This window comes from Actinokineospora sp. UTMC 2448, assembly GCF_024760565.1.
In the GTDB taxonomy this organism is placed as follows: Bacteria; Actinomycetota; Actinomycetes; order Mycobacteriales; family Pseudonocardiaceae; genus Actinokineospora; species Actinokineospora fastidiosa.
Map to the genome: position 1 here is coordinate 3462330 of NZ_CP031087.1, position 17713 is coordinate 3480042.

Consider the following 17713-nt stretch of genomic DNA (forward strand, 5'->3'; position numbering starts at 1 on the left):
CTACTGCTCGTGTCGATCACTCTGGTCGCGTAGGCGATCTCCGGATCTTGGACACGCTCGGTTGGCTACCTCACGATCGGTACTCGATTGCCCTGAAGCAAGACGGCGTACTCCTTACGCTCAACGCCGAGGGTCGCTACGAGCTCAATGCGCGCAAACACCTGTTCTTGCCAGTAGGCGTTCGAAGGATTCTTTCACTGGAATCGGGCAGTCTGGCCGTTCTGGTGGCCCGACCGAAATCAAACTCCCTGCTGGTTCATTCGGCTTCGATGGTTGCGGCGATCATGTTCCAGCACTACGCCAAACAGGGACTCTTCCATGATTGATGACCAGAAGCGAGCGTTGTTTACCCAACTCCTCGCCGAGTTCGGCCTGTCGCCCGCCGATCTCTTACGGCGCGCGCGTCCGACGGTGTCGGAGTACATGCCCATCGTGCGCGCAGCGGCGTCCGAAGGCCAGCGAGCCAGGTACGCCCTGCACTGGACGCGTGCACTGGCCGCCTTCGGTGAGCGCCACCTTGACGAAGTCAAGGTCACCGACATCCTCGCCCTCCAGCGCCAAGCAAGCCGCGAAGTCGTCCGTCGGTCCAACCAGAGGGGAGGCAGGCATGCTGGCGAAAGCGCGGTCCGTGCGATGCGACTGTTCTTCCGGCTGGCGATCGCGGACGGCTGGCTTCCCCGTGGCACCAATCCGGGGAGGGAGGTCGAACTTCCGCGGCGGTTGCCGAACGTACGGCGGGCACTCACGCCCAATGAGGTGAGGCTGATCAATGAAGTGGCGCTGGCCACGAGCAGGGATCCGATCTTGGACTCACTGCTGCTCAGGCTGCACACGGAGACCGCCTGTCGCCGAGGAGGAGCACTCCGCCTTCGCGCAGTCGATCTCGACGTGGATCTCTGCGCGGTGCGGTTGAACGAGAAGTTCGGCACAGTGCGCTGGCAACCGATCAGCCCGACCTTGGCCAGCAGCCTGGCGCATCACGCCACCGTTCGAGGCGCTGCCGCCCCTGAGGACGCACTGCTGCGGCATGCGGATGGCAGGCCTCTTTCCAGTCAACGCTACGACCGGATGTGGGAACGAGTCCACAAGCGCCTGCCCTGGGCCGAGAAGCTCGGCGTGTCCATGCACTGGATGCGGCACACCACCCTGACCTGGGTCGAACGCCGCTACGGCTACGCCGTCGCCCGAGCCTACGCAGGCCACACCGACACCAGGGGCGGATCGACCCTGACCTACATCAAGGGCGTGCCTCACGAGGTCGCCCGAGCACTGTCGGCATACACCGGCGAACCGCACCCACTCGCCACCCATCAGCCAGGCCGATAAGCCCGCGCGCAAGCAGGCACGGCACCCGACGAACCAGCCGACGTCTACAACCGGCCAGGAGCGACACGATCGGGTGATTCAGGAATCCGCCCAGGTGAACAACTCCACCGGCGGCACGTTCAACGCGTCGGCCAGGACGAAGACCCTGTCCAAGCTCGGCGCGTGCCTGCCGTTCTCGATGCGGTTGATGGTCTTGCGGTCGAACCCGCTGGCCTCGGCAAGCTGCTCCTGGGTCCACTCGCGGCCCTGCCGCAACGCGGCCACGCGGTGCCCGAAACGCGCACGGTTCTCCGCAAGACGCGGATGAACCGGCGACGCAGGCACGGGGCAACGTTGGTACGCGCCACCGTGCAAGTCCGTACCAACGCTGGTACAACATGCGCACCAACCAGTCGGAGCCACCAAACCCGCAGCTCAACGGCCAGCCGCCCCGCCAAGGCATCACCACTCGAGTGAGAGCACCCAGTGACCGCCACGCCCACGACCATCCACGCCGCGCGCATCCTCCTGACCCAACTCGGCCTCACCCCCGAAGACCTCCTCTGTCCCGACCGACATCCCCAAGTTCAGCGACTACGTGCCCCACGTCATCGCCGCCTCAGGCCCCGGCGCACGCCGCACCTACGGCACCTACTGGACCCACACCGTGGCCGCCTTCGGCGACAAACGCCTCGACGAGATCTCCCCGTCCGACATCGAAGCCCAGATGCGGCACCTGGTCGCCAACCGCCGCATCCGCCGCAACGACCGCGGAGGCCACTCCGTCGCCGAGCACTTCATCTCCGCCGTGCGCGCCATCTACACCCGCGCCGTCAACGACAACCTCCTGCCCGCCAGCCACAACCCCGCCGACAAAGTCCCCAAACCCAGACGTCGACCCAGCACCCGCCACTCCCTCAGCCCAGCCGAGATCGCCGCCCTGGCCGACGAGATCACCACCAGCGGACACGACGCCGTCCTCGACACCCTCCTCTTCCGCCTCCACCTCGAAACAGCCTGCCGTCGCGGCGGCGCCCTCGCCCTCCGCGAAGACGACATCGAACCCACCACCTGCCTCATCCGACTCCACGAGAAGAACAACACCATCCGCTGGCAACCCGCCAGCCCCACCCTCATCGCCTCACTCCTGGCCCACCGACAGCACCGCGGCAACGACAAACCCACCCCAGAACCCCTCCTCCGCCACACCAACGGCAACCCCATCACTCACCGCCGCTACGACCACCTCTGGCAACGCCTCGGCAAACACCTCCCCTGGGTCTCCGCCCGCAACATCTCCACCCACTGGCTCCGCCACACCACCCTCACCTGGGTCGAACGCCACTACGGCCCCTCTGTCGCCCGCGGCTACGCAGGCCACGCCCACCCCCGCTCCGACGACATCACCGCCGTCTACACCAAACCCTCCCTCCCTGACCTTGCCACCGCCCTCTCCGCGTACACCCGAGAACCCCACCCTCTCGCCACCACTCCCCCACCACTCAATTCCCTTCCCACCTTCCCCATCCTCGCCCGACAACCATGAGCGAACGCCTCACCGCCCTCTTCTCCCCACCCACGCCCGAACCAGCGCCACCGCTGACAACAACCAACGCCCAGCTGTGGCCCGATGAGACCGACCTGCTGCTGACACTCGGAACGATCGACCACTCCGGCCGGGTAGCAGCCAGCAAACTGCTCCAAGCCATGGGTTGGCACGCCGGACAGGCCACAAACGCCCGGCTACGCGGCCACGCGATCGTCATCAGCCCAATGACGCAGAGCCCAAACAAGATCGACTGCCGACAACAGGTCTTCATCCCCGCAGGGCTACGCGACCTCACCGGCATCCGCAAAGGCGACACAGTCATGCTAATCGGAGTACGCCAACAGCAGCTCTTGATCGCCTATTCGGCGAAAGCGATGGCAAAACTCGTCAGCCGTATCGCCCAGGTCACTCCTTGAGCACCGGGCGCCGCACGAAGGTCGAGGACGGAGCGAACCCCGCGGCTACTGGCGAGCCATGGACGGGCCGCGCGTCAGGGCTGAACGGCGGGCGCCGGCCGGGAGCATGGCGGCCACCAGAACAACGAGCGCAAGGGCCCCACGGTAGCCGAGGACCGAGAACCAGGACAACGAGCATCGCCGGGCCTGCCCGGGTGGGGTACGGATGCAAGCCTTGGCAGCCTTCGCCGGGCCCGTTCTCCGTCTACGCCCGTCCCAGTCATGGCGGTGTGTCGGTTGGAAGCCGTCGGACTCGAAGTGAGCTGAGCGATCAGCGACGGGACTGCCCAGTTGGAGCGGCACGAGAAAGCAAACGTAGGGCAGTTGTACAACACGAAAGGCTTTCAAGTCGCCCTCTCGCTGACACCTGGTGACGCGTGGTCGATCTTCCTTGCCATCCGAGCCCACTGCGGACATCCGGCAATCACGCTCTCCCCTGTCTCCACCAGGATCAGTCGGGGCGCGGTCGGGAACAGGATGGCGGCGTGCAGGATCTTCAGCGCGTCGACCAAAGACCTCGGTCTACTGGGCCGGTTTCGGTGGACGTGGTGAGCCCACGCCTCGACCAGGACTGTGTTGCCGTGGTCGACTCCGTCGATCTCGATCCGCGCCGCGCCGGGCGGCGCTACCATTCGTCGACGGCCGCGGTCGCCTCCACCTCCAGCGGCAGGGATTCCGGATCGGTGGGCACGGCTTGAGCAGCTCGTCTATCTACCGCCCGAGGTCGGCGACGCGCTGGCACACTAGGCGCCCGCGGGCGCGGGCCAAGCGCTGCCGATAGCGCTACGCCTCGATCCCCGGCGCGGCCACCTTCGTCTCGAACGCGTGCAAGCCCAAGAGCTCGTCGATCTCCCGGTGGTCCAGACGCGGTACAGCGACCTCAACCAAGAATCTTCAACGAATCTAAGTGTTCTCGTCCCTGAAACGAGAACATGGTGAAGATCAGACAGGTGCCGTTCGAAAGTCGTCGCCGTCGCTCACGTGTGACATTCTCATACTCGTTGATCACTCCACCGAGCATCCAGGTGCGAAGTGGTGGACGACCAAGGCCACCTGTTGCGAGCATCGGCCGCGAGTCAGGGGTGAGCCACTGTTCTAGGAGTTGCGGTATGCTCACTCCCGGCGGGCGCGGTCCGCCTGATTGGGTCGTCACCTCCCGGCAGCGGTGACAGGGCCCCACAGTGCTGATGCACACCGCGGTTCTGCCAAGCTGTTCTCCTGATGGTTCTGTGTACTGCGTCCTTGTCAGCCGTGCCGGGCGGCGGAAACGGGGATCGAGGTGCGCAAGACCAAGCTCCCAGACAAGCTGCTCTCGTTGCGGGGTTCGCTCAGTGGCGAGTCCAGACAGGCACTCCACCGCTGGGCGCGTGACCTGGCTCCGGCTATCTCTCCTGCCGAACACCACGCTCTTCTCGTGGCGCTGGATCACGCGGTCACGCGCGCGGGCGGCACCATCGGTTCGCCCATGTTGTCCCGGGAACTGCGCCAGCGGATACTCCCCGCGGCACAGACGGACGCCCAGTGCGAACTCGAGACCGGCGTGCTCCACGCACTGACCCGCGGGATCCAACACCTGCGCTTCCACCGACACGCCTGCGGCTTCGCCTCGGCGACGTCGTCAAGAACGTCCGCCCGGCACCGGGCTCACTGTCGCTTCTACTCGATCCGCACGTCTTGGGGCCGATGCTGGCGGAACTCCTCCCGATCGGCAATCCAGACTCTCCCCTTGACATCAGCGGCACAGTCGGCACACGTGTGCGGTGGTGTGCCCCCGGAAGACTCGAGATCGTTCTGATCGACGCGCCGACGCGCGCCGCGGTGATCGTGACCGGAGTTGGATCGCGGGAGTGGCGCGCCGCCGTCGCCTACGTCCGTGCGGAGAGGCCAGCCGCTCTTGAGTTGGGCGACCATCATCCGACAGCCTTGGCACCGGACGAGCAGGCAAGGCTCGATCACGGCCCACGGTTCTACTTTCCTGCGTACCTCGCTAGCGGAGTGCTCCGGCGCATCCGAGCATTTAGCGACGTGTGGTCTATGAGCGTCATCGGCCGAGGTTTCGACTCTCTCGAGGTGGAGTGGAGCGGCGGACCCCTCCTCACGACCGTGCTGACCGCGTTCAGCCATCCGGTGACCCAGATAGTGAGCGGCCAGTTCACTTCTCACGCCTGGCGCGACAGTGACCTGGCCGAGATCAAAGACCACAACACACCGCCGCGGACAGCTGGCCAGCGCGCGTTCAAGAATGGAAGCCTTCTCCTGCAACGACTGCGCGCCACCGAACCTCATCCTGCCACTTCCGGCTCGGGGCTGATGGCAGACGTTTGGCAGGTGTGGGAGTCGGCTTACGTCCCCTCGACAGGGAAACTCCGCGCCCGTCATCAGTTCGATGAGCTAGTCGCCCTGAGATGCACCTACACGGGTGAGTCACAGACGAGCGCTTCGAGGATCGTCAAAGGCCTGTCACAGGATGCCCTGCCGAACCGTGACGCCGGATGGCTGATTCCCGAGGCTCACTCGGTGCACCAGAGAGTTCTCGAGACCAGCCTGCTGCTCGCCATCCGCGACGCCGATGCCCCGGTCGGCGATCACCACCTCCTCCAACACCAGGTCTATCGCACGGTGAGTCCGCGCAGGCGCCGGCTGGTCGTGGAGGTCGAACACAGGTTGGCAAGGAAGTTGTTGCGCTCACTGCTTTCCTCGCAGCTGCCAAATCCAAGCGGCTCCGGTGTACCCGGCCTGCGCGTGAAGCAGGGTCACAACGGCATCGCGTTGACGCTCCTGGATAGGAATGGCGAACTCACCGACGCCGAGGTCGAGATCAAGAACATCACCATGACTCACTGGGACCGCTTCTGGGCCGACATCGACAGCGCCGTCGCGCCGGAGCACCGTCGTGTCGACCCTCGACTAGATCGTTCACCTCGGCTGAGCCCGGGTGAACATCAGGACTTCGACTACCACCGACGCTCGTGCGGCCCAGTAGGTCTCGGCAGCGCCATGCTGCGCAGGATCGGCCTGCTCGCTGGCGCCAGTGCCGTCGACGTGTGGGCGGGTCTCGGCAAGACGGAGATCCACATCGAGATCCACGACGGGCCACCCGTCCACCGGGTCGTCAAGGCACTCCGTCACCTGCACGCAGGGCTAGACCCCGATCTGGTCATCTTCGACGAGAATGACAGCTCGTTCTGTCGAGTCTCCGACCGGATCACCGCCGCTGATCGGTTCACAGGAGACCCAAAGCGCATGCACTCCCGACCTTCCCTTGTCTTCAGGCCATTGAACTGGCGTGACCAGAGGCAAAGCTGATGGCGGCGCGGCGAGGTTCACCCGTTGGCCCGTGGCAACTCCTGGACAAGGTCCTGGCCTGCGACGCACGAACTCGACGGGCAGGACGCCTGATGGTGGTGGCATCGACCTGCCTGGTTCTGACGGGCACGAGTGCGGCTCTGCTGCTCAGCACCTCGGGCTGGATGGGTGCCAGCCTGCTCGGATGCACTTCTCTCGGCGTCGCGGCGCTCAGGTCACGGCGCGCTCGGGCTGTCGCAGGGACCGAGAAAGAGGGCTGACGCCAGCGTACCGGCATCGATAAACAGGTAGGGAACACGGCGCGTTGGTCACAATCTCTGATGTGAACGTGGGAAGCCCGCCGCCTCGGCACCGAGAGACGGCCACGTCTACCATCTCGACCTTCGCCTCCCGTCGACGCCGCGCGCGGACGGTTGCCCAAGCGGCGACGATGGCTGCGCCGAGAGCGCCCGCCACACCGAATATCTCGCGGTAAGCACGTGATCAGAATACGGCGCATACAACCTAGACACCGTCGCGCCACGTTGGTCAGCTCGGCTGCAACGAGTAGGTTCCCCTAGCGTCTCCCTATCCGACACAGTGCGGATACCTTCGAGCTGACCCACTCAGTCCCGACATCAGCCAGCGACGGAAGGGCTGCGACGAACCCACCTCAACCTGGGGCAACAGATCCGGATTGATCTGAGACCCGCGTCCGCCCGACTCATGCGAGCCGAACGCGGACGTGAGATCATCTCGGCAACGTAGCGGGATGTTGGATCCGTTAGTACCTCAACCCGTCGAGCGGCTATCTCCACGTGTGATCGTCTTCTCCGGCCACAGCAGACTTGTCGCCCTCGTCGCTATCACATGCGTACTGGCCAGCTCTTCTCTGGAGACCAGCAACGCACTCGCTGGAGTGCTCGGTGGTCTGCTGGCGCTCGCTGGCGGGACCGCCGCGCTGGCGCGCTATCTCTCAGTGCGCCAGAAGCCCGTCGCGCGCATGCGCGACCGAGATCCGGGACGTGCAACCCGCCTGCCGTCTGTTCAGGACTCGAGTCAGTCCGTGCCCAATCTCCGTGTCGGGTTGCCCACCTGCCGGTCATAACGTTCCGTGACCACGAAGACCGTGCCATCGAGAGGCTCCCCGACCGCCGTCTTCGCCCACGCAGCGAGTTGCTCGGGATCTCCTCCGCTGCGGTTCAACAGTTCGGCGATCTCGGCCGCGGTCGGCGGCGTGGAACGGGCACATCGAAGTACGGGCTCGCCGGTCGCGCCTCCGTACTCCTCGTCCGGATCGTCAGGAACCCAGCGGCAGAGGTCGATCTGCCACTCCTGACGGTCGTGCGCGAGAAGCGGCGCCAGCACATCGACAAAAAGGTTGTCCCGCTCATCGTCAGCAGGGTCATCCGAGATCGCGAAGTCGCTGACCATCAGCAGCGCATGACTGTTGCCGCATTGGGCGTACGCGTCGAGCAACAGCCGAAGGTCGGCAGCCGCGTTCCCCAACTCCTGTGCCGTGAGGCCTTCCTCCGCTCGGTCGAGGAAACCGCGGTCCTCGGTGCCGAGGCCATCGACGCCGCCCCCGAACGCCACGAACGGGGCACCGAAGTCCCAGCACCGTCGGTTCACCGCTTCAGGTGGCTCGACACCTTCGGAGTACTCGGCCAACGCCTCGCGGAGTCCCCGCGCCTCGGCTTCCAGTTCCGCCGTCACTGCTATCCGAACTGGTCCCGGCACTTCAGCCAATGCGGCGTCCAGATCGGTGAGACCTTCGTGAAGAAGCACCTTGACATGCTCATACCACAGGCTGTGCGCACCTACGAGAAGGTCAGCGCGAGCACCGCGATCAGTCAGCGCGTTCAGGTGCTCCGACGGGTAGTTTCTGATCCGGTTGTCCCTGGTGTCATGCACGCTGACAGGCACGGTGGCGCAAGCCGAGATCTGGTTCAGAGCCTCGACGATCGGTGCGGCCAACGCGGCGTTGTCAACGCTGGTGACGGTAGTGGAGTCCACGCCGTTGGGCCCTCGGTAGGTGGCCAGGATCTGAATCTTGCCTCGGTTGGGATGCTGCGAGTAAATCGTCACAGACAGACCTTTCTGCCGACGCCCAGGAGTCGCGTCAATTTCGCCAGTGTCAGGGGTGAGATGCAGAGGCGGTGGCGCAGGTATGTTCCGACGCTCCATGCCAACGAGGTACTGGCGGTGACTCAGGCCCAATCCCGAGCTCCTTGCCTGCACGCCAGCATACCGCATAGCGCGCCACCGCCCGCTTCACCCGAGACGCCACCAATCAACCCACCATCCCCGGCGGCCGCCGCTAACCAGTGTCACGACCGTCCCAACCCTCCACCGACGAGACCACCACACCGCTCGGACGTACGAAGCCAGCTTCGCGGCACACGGCCAAGCGCACGCTGTCCACCCAACCTGCCGCTAACCGCTGCCGTAACGCCCAAGACACGCGGCGCGGGTCCAGCGGGCACAACCAACGCCGCCGCGGCGTCCCGCTCGGGCCACGCCCACCGCCGTGAGCGCCCCTCATCGAAGAACGCCACCGCGATCTCCCCGAACCCGTCGATCAACTGCTCGGCCACCGCACGCTGCCACCCCCGCGAGGTCGGCGGGTCCTGGAACCCGGTGGTGGACATACGACCGTAGAAGGCAAACCGCAGCCCACACTCAGACTCATCCACAATCGGGCGCGACGGACGACGCTCCATCAACGCCACTATGAAGTCCGACCCAACCACGGCCACCTCCAGCTCACCCACGGTCTGGTCAGAGTTGCGACGAAGACCTGACCAGGGCGATGACGCACACGGCGCCACGACCACCCGAACAGCGCAATCGCTAGCGGTATGCGCATGGCGCCCCGATCGCGGGATCCGCACGAAACGGCGGCGACGCCGATGTAGCCTTCGCATTCCGGGCAGACATCACGGGTGCCGTCGGCGCGGAGCAGGGCCCGTCGAGGTCACCGCGCTCAGCGCCGCGGGCGCTCCCTCCCTCGGCAGGTCGCCGCAGCGCTGGCCGAGGTCCTCGCTGCCCGCTCGCACCGTCAGCCTCGTCGCGGCGACCGGTCACCGCCGGGTTCGATCCCACGTACGACGCGGAGGCGGCAACCGACGACCCGTACGAGGTCCTGCGCGTAGACGCGGCGCGCGAGGCGCCACCGTCGTGATGGTTGACCTTTGCGGACCGTCGTCGCCGATCTGCATGCGACGGAACCAGCCAGCATCGCGGATCTGCGTCCTCGCCCGTCGACGCGCACATGCGGCGGGTCGGTATGAAGGACCGCTGTCGGTGGGATGCGGCATGATGCGTTGATGCTGAGCTGGTCTGACCTGGACCCGAGGCGGCTTGAGCGGGCCGTACAGATGCTGGTGCGTGATGCATATGGCGCGATCAGTATTGACGGCAGCGGCGGCGATGATGCTCAAGATCTGCGGTCTGTTCACGCGGGCGAGTTGACCATCTACGAGATCAAATCTTATGTCAGACGTCTCACCGCGGCGCAGAAGAGGAAGATCAAGCAGTCGTGCATGCGCGCCATCACGCTACATCGTCCGCAACGTTGGGTCTTGATCATGCCGCTCAATAGATCGCCTGCCGAAGCTGCCTGGTTTGACCAGCTTGGTGCCGAGGTGGCCGATGTAAAGATCGAGTGGTGGGGTCAAGATTGGCTCGATGCGCATTTCGCCGGCCGTGAGGACCTCATCAGCTACGTGGAGGGGCCGGACTATCGACTGCTGGCTCGAGCCAAGTTGCACAACTTCGAGAGACAGGTGGTCGCGACCGGAGCCGATCTGGCAGAGCGGATGGAGAGCCTGATCGGATCGGGGAACGACATCTCGCCCTACTGGCGATTGCGGTTCGATGAGACTGAGCACGGCTTGATGCGAACCATCGTGCCACGCCGGCCGGATTCACACATCGCTGACCCGATACAGATCACCCCTACATTCCAGTTCCCGCCCGACGATCCCAACGCGCAACAACTCGCCGATCAGTTGCGGGGCACGATCGAGTTCGGCGGCGACATCGAAGTACCCGGTCGATTCGTCACTCGCCTTCAGGTAACAGCCGCCTCGGATGCGACTCGAAGGCTCCTTGGTGACGAAGACCAGCCAGGCGGAACGCTCCGATTGACCAGTGTCCCCGACACAGCAGGCTTACCGTTGCGCGGCGAACTAGTGGTGGAATCACCGGTCGGGCTCCCTCAAGTTTCGCTGCCTTTCATATTGCGCGACCGAGTGACGGGAACACACGGCACCACGTTACGAGGGGCCGACCCGAACGATGGCCTCATCGGTCAGCTGCGAATCGGTAACACAACCACACCCGGTTTGACCATTATTCTGACTATACGAAGCCCGATCGGAGCATACAGTCAGGACGTTCTCCCCGCCTTTCGACTGATGGCAGCCCTTCAGCCGGGCTGCACTCTCAGCTTCCGAGTGGGGCCCGAGAAGATCGCGTTCTTCCAAGTGGCCAATAACCTTGATCCGAAGGTTGCCGACGCCCTCCGCATGATCGAGGCAATGAACGTTCTCCAGGACCACCTCGGCGTTCTGATCCCGATCGATGTACCGGCGTCGAATGCGGATCATCATGATCTGTTGGCCATCGCCGACGCTCTCCAGAGCAGGCCCGCGCCGACACATTTCTCAGGCTTCACCGCCACCGTGCCTGCCGAACGCCTCGAGCACTTCCTTGCGACGGTGCCCGATCACCCTACGCAGATGCGCATGGGCAAGGGCGACTACGCCATCGCTCTCGGAGACCGAGAGTACGACATTCCAGGCTTGGCGATCTGGGCACCCGATGTCGTGCTGATCAACAGAGACGAGATTCTCGGGGCGGCCTCAGAGGCGGGTAGAGAGCACGAGGCCCACTTTGCCAGTCACAGAGGCCGACGATTCTTCTTCATCCGCGACGAGGACTTGAACACCGCACCCGCAGTCATCGAGGCCATGGACTCCGCGATCAGCGCCTGTTCTAACCGAGGGTGCCCGGACAAGGGATCTGACTGAACGCCAGTTGCTTCCTTCGGTCCGCTGTCGGCCCCACGATCTACGATCGGAAGATGCTGGGCGAGATCCATCCGCGTGCGTACGGGCACCTGATCGCGGCGCGATCGGTCCGGGCGAGATTGCTGGAGAAGTGGTCGGAGATCCTGGACGAGGAGATCTTCGACGTGTCCATGGGTTGTGGGCCGGACGGCCTCGGAGCGATCACAGTTCATGCGGCGTGGCCCGATGGCAGCCGGGAGCAGTTGACCGAACTGTTCCGCGAGCTCGTTGATCGACTCTGGGAATGTCTGGACTCGCTGATCCAGGAGTCGGTCGAGATGTTCTCGGTGCATCAGCGGGTGCGGGATCCTCACCGGCCGCGGTTCTTTCCCGTGGCCGACTCCGACGATGGTCTGGCCGACCTGCTGGACGAGTCGTGCCTGAACGGGATCCTGCGCACCCAGTATCAGCTGGTTCGGGTGTGCCAACCGCACCTCGGACACAACCCTGATCCGAGAGTGTCGGACCTGCGCACTGGGCTGCGTCGGCTGGTGGCTTGGGCTTCGCGGCTCGCCGATGGCGGCCGGATGGGAGGCTGGGTTGGGATTGGCAGCCCGAGGGCGGAGGCGGCCATGCCAGCGACCGTAGTCAATGTGACTCCGCACGTTCCTGGCGAGTTGGACGAGGAGTTCGTGGTCGCCGAGTTCACGGTGAAGGGCTACTTCGACGATTGCCAGCTCTCAGGACGCGCGGACAGCCACGTCGATCTGGCCTTCGCAGGGTTCGAGCCGAACGGCCCTCAGGACACCTTCTCCGGGCATCTGCGACAGGTTATGGACGTGGTCACCAGGTTCGTGGGGTTGTTCGAAATGTTCGCTGCCAAGGTGGACGGGCCACGCGCTCTGCCCACGCTTGCCGACTTGGAGCGGCCGTGGGTTCCCGCCGAAGAGTCGGAGCAGCGTTGGTTGCCCTCCGAGCTCGACCTGTTGGCCACGTCCGACTTCGGTGTGGGCGTCGTGGCTGGCACTGATCACTTCACGATGCTCATCACCACCGAGCACGGCGTCTACGAACGCCGCATCCCCGCCGCGACCCGACCCAATCCCCACCTCGTCAACGGCATTGCCGTCGAACGCCTCGCCCAAGACGCCGCAGCTACGTGGGGGCTACCCGACTTCGTCATCCCGCCATCGGTCGAACGCAAAGGCCGTGGCGTCCGTGAGATCAGCGACGGAATGATCCTCGTCGGCAACAACGGACTCATCATGCAGGTGAAGAGCCGCTCCCCCCGCGCCATCGACACCACCAGCGGCGACGAAGCCGAACACAACTGGCTCAACAAGAACATCGCAAAGGCCACACGCCAGGTCAACGGCACAGTCCGACGACTCGCCACCGCCACCACCATGATCAACGGACGCGGACGACCCATCCTGATCGATGGCACCACCACCCGCTGGCAGGGAGTCGTGATCATCGACCACCCCAACCCACCCCAGCATTACCGCCCACCCGCCCAGATCACTCGAACACCCATCATTGTCCTGCTTCGCCGCGACTGGGAGTTCCTGTTCAACCAACTCAAGTCCTGCCACGCCGTCCTCGCCTACATCCAGCGCGTCGCCGACGACGAACCCACCCCGCTCGGCAACGAGCCGATCCGCTATTACGAACTCGCAGCCGCCGACGCCATCGCACCCCCCGGTCCGATCGACGTCGAGGGGGTCGGCGGCGGCGAACCCGTTTCGGTGCCCCTGCTGCCGAGATCGCCAGCAGGCAGCGACGACGACGCAGCACACGGCATGGTCCGCGTCACGTGCGAAGACATCGCCAACAGCAGCACCCGGCCCGCCGACGAAAACCGACTTCGCCACATCCTGTCGACCATCGACGCCCTCCCAGTCGGATACCGCACCGACCTGGGACGCATGCTGCTCGACGCCCTCGCCGCAGCACCCCACACCAACCCCGACCACACCTTCTGGCAGCTACGCACCTTCCGCGCCCTCGGATCCAACACCCAACTTGGCTTCGGCGTCAGCAACCAGCTCACCGACTTCACCCGCACCGCGTTCCAATCCTGGCTCACCCTCCGCCACCACGAACGCGGCACCGCAGGCGGCGACCTCGACACCCTCACCTCCATCGGCATCCTCCTCACCCCACGCACCGATGGACTCCGCGACTGGGACACCACCATGCTCGCCCACACAGGTGACCCAGAACTCGACGACACAACCCTGGAACTCATGCGCGACATCTGGAACCGAGGTCGCCTGTCCGCGCCGCCAATCACTCAACGCCCCAGGCCCAGCCAGGTTGGGATCGGCGGTGCGGGCAACGACCTGTAGAACCCGCCTCCTACGCCTCTGCTTGGGCGGCCGCGCGAACCGTGAATCGGCAGTCATCGTGAAGCAGAGTCCGAATGTCCTCGGTCCCAGCTCTTCCGGTCTCGGCGAGCCCGTGCGCAAGTACTAGGCGGACGATACCGACAGGATCGCGCACCAAGCGCCGTCGGTCCCGGGATCACTACCGGGACGCGCGCCCAGCAACGGGCTGCGGAAAGCGCGGATTGCCGGGGACTGCGAGATCGCGAGCGCGAGAAGGTCACTCCTGAAGGTAGTGGGGGTGCTCGCAGGAGCGCGTTTTGGAGCAGGAGGGGTCCTGACTGCCCCATCCATCAGGAACAACAACAGGGACCGCACAACCGGGTCTCGGTCGTCTCCGATGTCGGCAAGTACAGACCGGCCCCTACGGCGCTGCTCCATGCTCAGGGCGAGCGTGAGCATCAAGTCCAAGCACTCCCACTTAACGGTCCTGCCGAACCAACGGAACACGACAAGGTCATGACGGAACCTGCGCCCCGATAAACCAGGCGGCTAATCTTGGCAGCAGCCACGCCGACGGTGTAGCCACGACCCACGGTCGCGCCCGCATGCAGCCACTCGCCCGCACGAGATACGGCAGGACGGCGATGGGGGTGGAGTACGCCTGGGCTCTATCCCCAAGGCTGTCGAGCGAGCGTGACGCCGCGGACCACGCTCGCTCCTGCTTCGCGAAGGCGTCGCGCAACAGCGTCGAGGGTCAAGCCGGTCGTAAACACGTCGTCCACGACGACGACGGTCTTGCCTTGGACGGCGCCGGGGTCGAGCATCTGCAGAGCGCGGTAGATGTCGGCGGCGGTGGTGCGGCGTTCGCTGTAGTTCGAGGTACTGGCCATTCTGGACGTGGCCCGGGTCTTGATGATCACGGGCGGGTCGGCGCGGAACGGGTATCGGTGGCGGGTGTCTTGGATCGCGGCGCTCTCGATGACCCATCCCGAGTGGTCGATCCCCATCCGGCTCGTCGCGCCAGAAGGAAGGGGTGCCGCGGGCATCGGGATGATCAGGTCAGCCGCGGCGACGTCCGGGTGAGAGTCGAGGTAGCCGAGCAGCACGCGGGCGAAGATGGTGCCCCATCCCGTGACGCGGTCGTACTTGTGGGCTCGGACGCCTCTATCGAGCACACCGGTCTTCATCGCAATCGCGCGGTTGAACTCGAACTGCCGGTGCGGGCTGGTGCACAGCGGGTTCGAGCACTGCGCGGTCTCGGTCAGGAGCTGCTGACCGCAGACCCCGCAGAAGAACGGCATCGCCGGTTCCAGTGTCCAGCTCGCGCACATCTGGCATACCCACGGCGGACCGGAGGCGAAGTACTTGCACGAGCCGCAGTTGCCCAAGCCCGGGGTCTCCGGTAACTGGAACGGGTCGGAGTCCGGTGGGGTCACGCGAAATCCATCACCAACTGGGAACGCAAGGCGTCGACAGCCTGTACGCGCTCGGGTGGGGCGAGAACGTCGGCGACCTCATCGACAGTCTCGACCTGGGTCGCGCCGCGCTTGTCGACATAGGTGCGAGCCCATTCCTGCTGCTCGGTCAGGCTCTTGATCAGGAAAACCCGTTTGCCGTGCTCCAGCGCGACCCGGGCCTGCATCTTGGCACCGGAAGTGCTGCCCGCCTCGATGACGACGGTCCCTTGTGCGATCCCGGACATGGTGATGTTGCGGCGGGGGAAGGTGTAGGTGGCCCCCGGAGCGTCGGGCCAGAACTGGGACAGCACCGCGCCCTGGTCGCCTGCGGCGATGCGGTCGGTGAGGTCGCGGTTCTCGGCGGGGAAGTAGCGGTTGATCCCGGTGCCGATCACCGCGAGGGTCCGGCCACCCGCCTCGAGGGCGGCGGTGTGGGCGGCGGTGTCGATGCCACGGGCCAGGCCGGACACGACGGTGACGCCGCGTTCGGCGAGCTTGCGGGCCATGCTCGCGGCGCGCTGGCGGCCGATCTCGCTGGCATTGCGGGTGCCCACGACCGCGACACTGCGCAGGTCGACATCGGCCATGGCACCGCGGATGAACACGAACGGCGGAGCGTTCGGGATCAGGCGCAGGCTCGCCGGATAGTCGTCATCCAGCACGGTGATCAACCGCGCGTCCTCGCGGGCCTTGTCAACCTCGGCCTGCGCGGAGGCGACATACTCCTCCGCCGCCCCCGTGAGCGGGGCGAGCACCTCGATCGCCTTACGCGCGTCCTCGGACGCTTCGAGGGGCTCGGCGTTCCACAGCCGGTCGACCCCGCCGGGGCGCTGCGCCTCCCGGGCGATCAGATACCAGTTAACGCCACGCACGCGGCACAGGGCCAGCAGACGGGCCTGCTGCTCGGTCAGTCGCATTCCTACTCCCAATCGAACTTCTGTTCGGATGCGTTACCTCTTACATCGCACCACACCCCCGTCCGAGTTACATCTCCTGGCGGGACCACTGCAGCCAACGGCACCCGTACGCGCAGGTCAATGACTGATCGGGCACCGGACGGCACCCTCAAAGGGTCGTGACGGACGTCGAAGGGCGTCGCCGGTCAGGACAGGCTGGTACCGCGCCCGCTCTCGCTCTCTCCCCCTCGGCAGCCCGCCCACGTCGGAGGAGCCCTAACGCCCAGCGCCACGCAGGCTGACACCTTCGTCGCCGTCGACATCGAGACCGACAGTCCTGCGCCGACCTGGGACTGCGCAGTCTTCGGCAGCGGGTGGATCCACAGCGACGGCACGCCCCCTCCGCCACTAAGCCCTCGACACTGCGCAGCCACGCCGGGGATCGGCGCACGATCACGCTCGTCAGGCCGCGCCGGTCCCGTCCGTGCTCAGCGCCCCCGCGGTCGCGGACAACCTGCGGTACTACGAGCGGATGAGCTGACGAGCAACGCGCACGGTGCAGCTGCTCGGCCGTGCGGCACCCCGTCGCCCGTCTGCGGGCCGGAACGAGCGCCACGAAGTGGTCCGGGTGCACAACCGGGTGAGTTCCGCGAAGTCAGCGCGGTCGAGTACGTGGCGTTGTCGGTGCGGGCGAGGACGATCTCGGGTAAACGTGGAAGGGAGTGCAATCGTGACGGACTGGTGGGCTATCGCCAGTGCTGGAGCCGGCTGGGTTGCCGCCGGGGTCGCCGTTGCGGCGACATTCATTAGCCGCCGATCAGCCAAGGCGGCGGAAGGGTCGGAAGCAGCGGCCAAGGAGTCCTCGGTCAGCGCAGCCACAGTGGCCCGCGTAGAGACTGATCGCGAGCACCGCGAGTTGACACCGGATCTCGACTACGCGTTGATCGTCGACAACGGCGAAGCGGGATCGGTCCTGGCGAAGCCCGGAGCCACCGCCCGCCTGGTCATCACCCTGAACGGCCCACACGATCTGGACGACGTCACCGTCACCATCCGCGACGACCGGCCCGGCCGGGCCGCGGATATCCGCACCGCCGGGGGCCCCACCCGTGAGGCTGTGGCCGCGGTGATCTGGGGGCCCTGGCGGTTCCGGCGTGGAGTCGACAACGCTGGCCCCGACGGGCGCAGCGTCCCCGGCCGCCCCCTCGCCCGCCTCGACGAACTCGTGTTCGCGCTCGACCCCACCCCGGCGCCAACATGGTACGACGACGCCCGGGACTGGCTCCGCCAGTACGAGGACGCCCCCGTGCGGCTGGTCATCACCTGCACGCGAGCCGGACACGAGCCGTGGATCGTGCCGAAAGACGTCCCGCCCCACCCTAAGGACCCCTGGCTCCTCCACTAACACCGACGAAACCCAT

The 17713-nt window shown here is 65.7% G+C and carries 12 protein-coding genes; 8 read left to right on the top strand and 4 right to left on the bottom strand.

The window, feature by feature from the left end:
• Positions 1-47 precede the first annotated feature (47 nt).
• Both Actkin_RS15840 and Actkin_RS15845 read left to right on the top strand, forming a co-directional pair.
• Positions 48-326: a hypothetical protein gene (locus Actkin_RS15840; RefSeq protein WP_258907786.1), complete on the top strand. Its 279-nt coding sequence runs from the start codon at positions 48-50 to the stop codon at positions 324-326.
• Positions 319-1326 carry a tyrosine-type recombinase/integrase gene (locus tag Actkin_RS15845; RefSeq protein WP_258907787.1) on the top strand — a complete coding sequence of 336 codons (1008 nt, stop codon included), beginning with the start codon at positions 319-321 and terminating at the stop codon, positions 1324-1326. The genes Actkin_RS15840 and Actkin_RS15845 overlap by 8 nt, the downstream gene beginning before the upstream one ends.
• A 78-nt stretch (positions 1327-1404) precedes the next feature.
• Here Actkin_RS15845 and Actkin_RS15850 read toward each other — a convergent pair whose 3' ends face one another.
• Entirely contained in the window at positions 1405-1650 is a 246-nt protein-coding gene (locus Actkin_RS15850; RefSeq protein WP_258907788.1) for a type II toxin-antitoxin system RelB family anti-toxin, read from the bottom strand.
• Positions 1651-1903: 253 nt separating this feature from the next.
• Between Actkin_RS15850 and Actkin_RS15855 the strand changes: the two genes are divergently transcribed.
• The 3 genes from Actkin_RS15855 to Actkin_RS15865 all read left to right on the top strand — a co-directional run bounded on the left by Actkin_RS15855 (position 1904) and on the right by Actkin_RS15865 (position 6615).
• Positions 1904-2851: a tyrosine-type recombinase/integrase gene (locus Actkin_RS15855; protein WP_258907789.1), complete on the top strand. Its 948-nt coding sequence runs from the start codon at positions 1904-1906 to the stop codon at positions 2849-2851.
• Positions 2848-3270, top strand: coding sequence for an AbrB/MazE/SpoVT family DNA-binding domain-containing protein (locus Actkin_RS15860; RefSeq protein ID WP_258907790.1), 423 nt, complete (start codon positions 2848-2850; stop codon positions 3268-3270). Before Actkin_RS15855 ends, Actkin_RS15860 begins: the two co-directional genes overlap by 4 nt.
• Positions 3271-5343: 2073 nt before the next feature.
• Entirely contained in the window at positions 5344-6615 is a 1272-nt protein-coding gene (locus tag Actkin_RS15865; RefSeq protein ID WP_258907791.1) for a hypothetical protein, read from the top strand.
• A 1038-nt stretch (positions 6616-7653) separates the two neighbouring features.
• Here Actkin_RS15865 and Actkin_RS15870 read toward each other — a convergent pair.
• Entirely contained in the window at positions 7654-8682 is a 1029-nt protein-coding gene (locus tag Actkin_RS15870) for a hypothetical protein (protein WP_258907792.1), read from the bottom strand.
• 1223 nt (positions 8683-9905) lie between these two features.
• Here Actkin_RS15870 and Actkin_RS15875 point away from each other — a divergent pair.
• Both Actkin_RS15875 and Actkin_RS15880 read left to right on the top strand, forming a co-directional pair.
• A complete protein-coding gene (locus Actkin_RS15875) occupies positions 9906-11630 on the top strand; it encodes a hypothetical protein (protein WP_258907793.1) in 1725 nt (574 codons plus the stop codon).
• A 53-nt stretch (positions 11631-11683) separates the two neighbouring features.
• Positions 11684-13960, top strand: a complete 2277-nt coding sequence (locus Actkin_RS15880) for a hypothetical protein (protein WP_258907794.1) — start codon at positions 11684-11686, stop codon at positions 13958-13960.
• A gap of 647 nt (positions 13961-14607) precedes the next feature.
• Here the strand turns inward: Actkin_RS15880 and Actkin_RS15885 are convergent.
• Both Actkin_RS15885 and Actkin_RS15890 read right to left on the bottom strand, forming a co-directional pair.
• On the bottom strand, positions 14608-15375 hold the full coding sequence (locus tag Actkin_RS15885; RefSeq protein WP_258907795.1) for a ComF family protein: 768 nt from the start codon (positions 15373-15375) through the stop codon (positions 14608-14610).
• A complete protein-coding gene (locus Actkin_RS15890; RefSeq protein WP_258907796.1) occupies positions 15372-16313 on the bottom strand; it encodes a DNA-processing protein DprA in 942 nt (313 codons plus the stop codon). The genes Actkin_RS15885 and Actkin_RS15890 overlap by 4 nt, the downstream gene beginning before the upstream one ends.
• A 709-nt stretch (positions 16314-17022) precedes the next feature.
• Here Actkin_RS15890 and Actkin_RS15895 point away from each other — a divergent pair.
• On the top strand, positions 17023-17697 hold the full coding sequence (locus Actkin_RS15895) for a hypothetical protein (protein WP_258907797.1): 675 nt from the start codon (positions 17023-17025) through the stop codon (positions 17695-17697).
• The last annotated feature ends 16 nt before the right edge of the window (positions 17698-17713 follow it).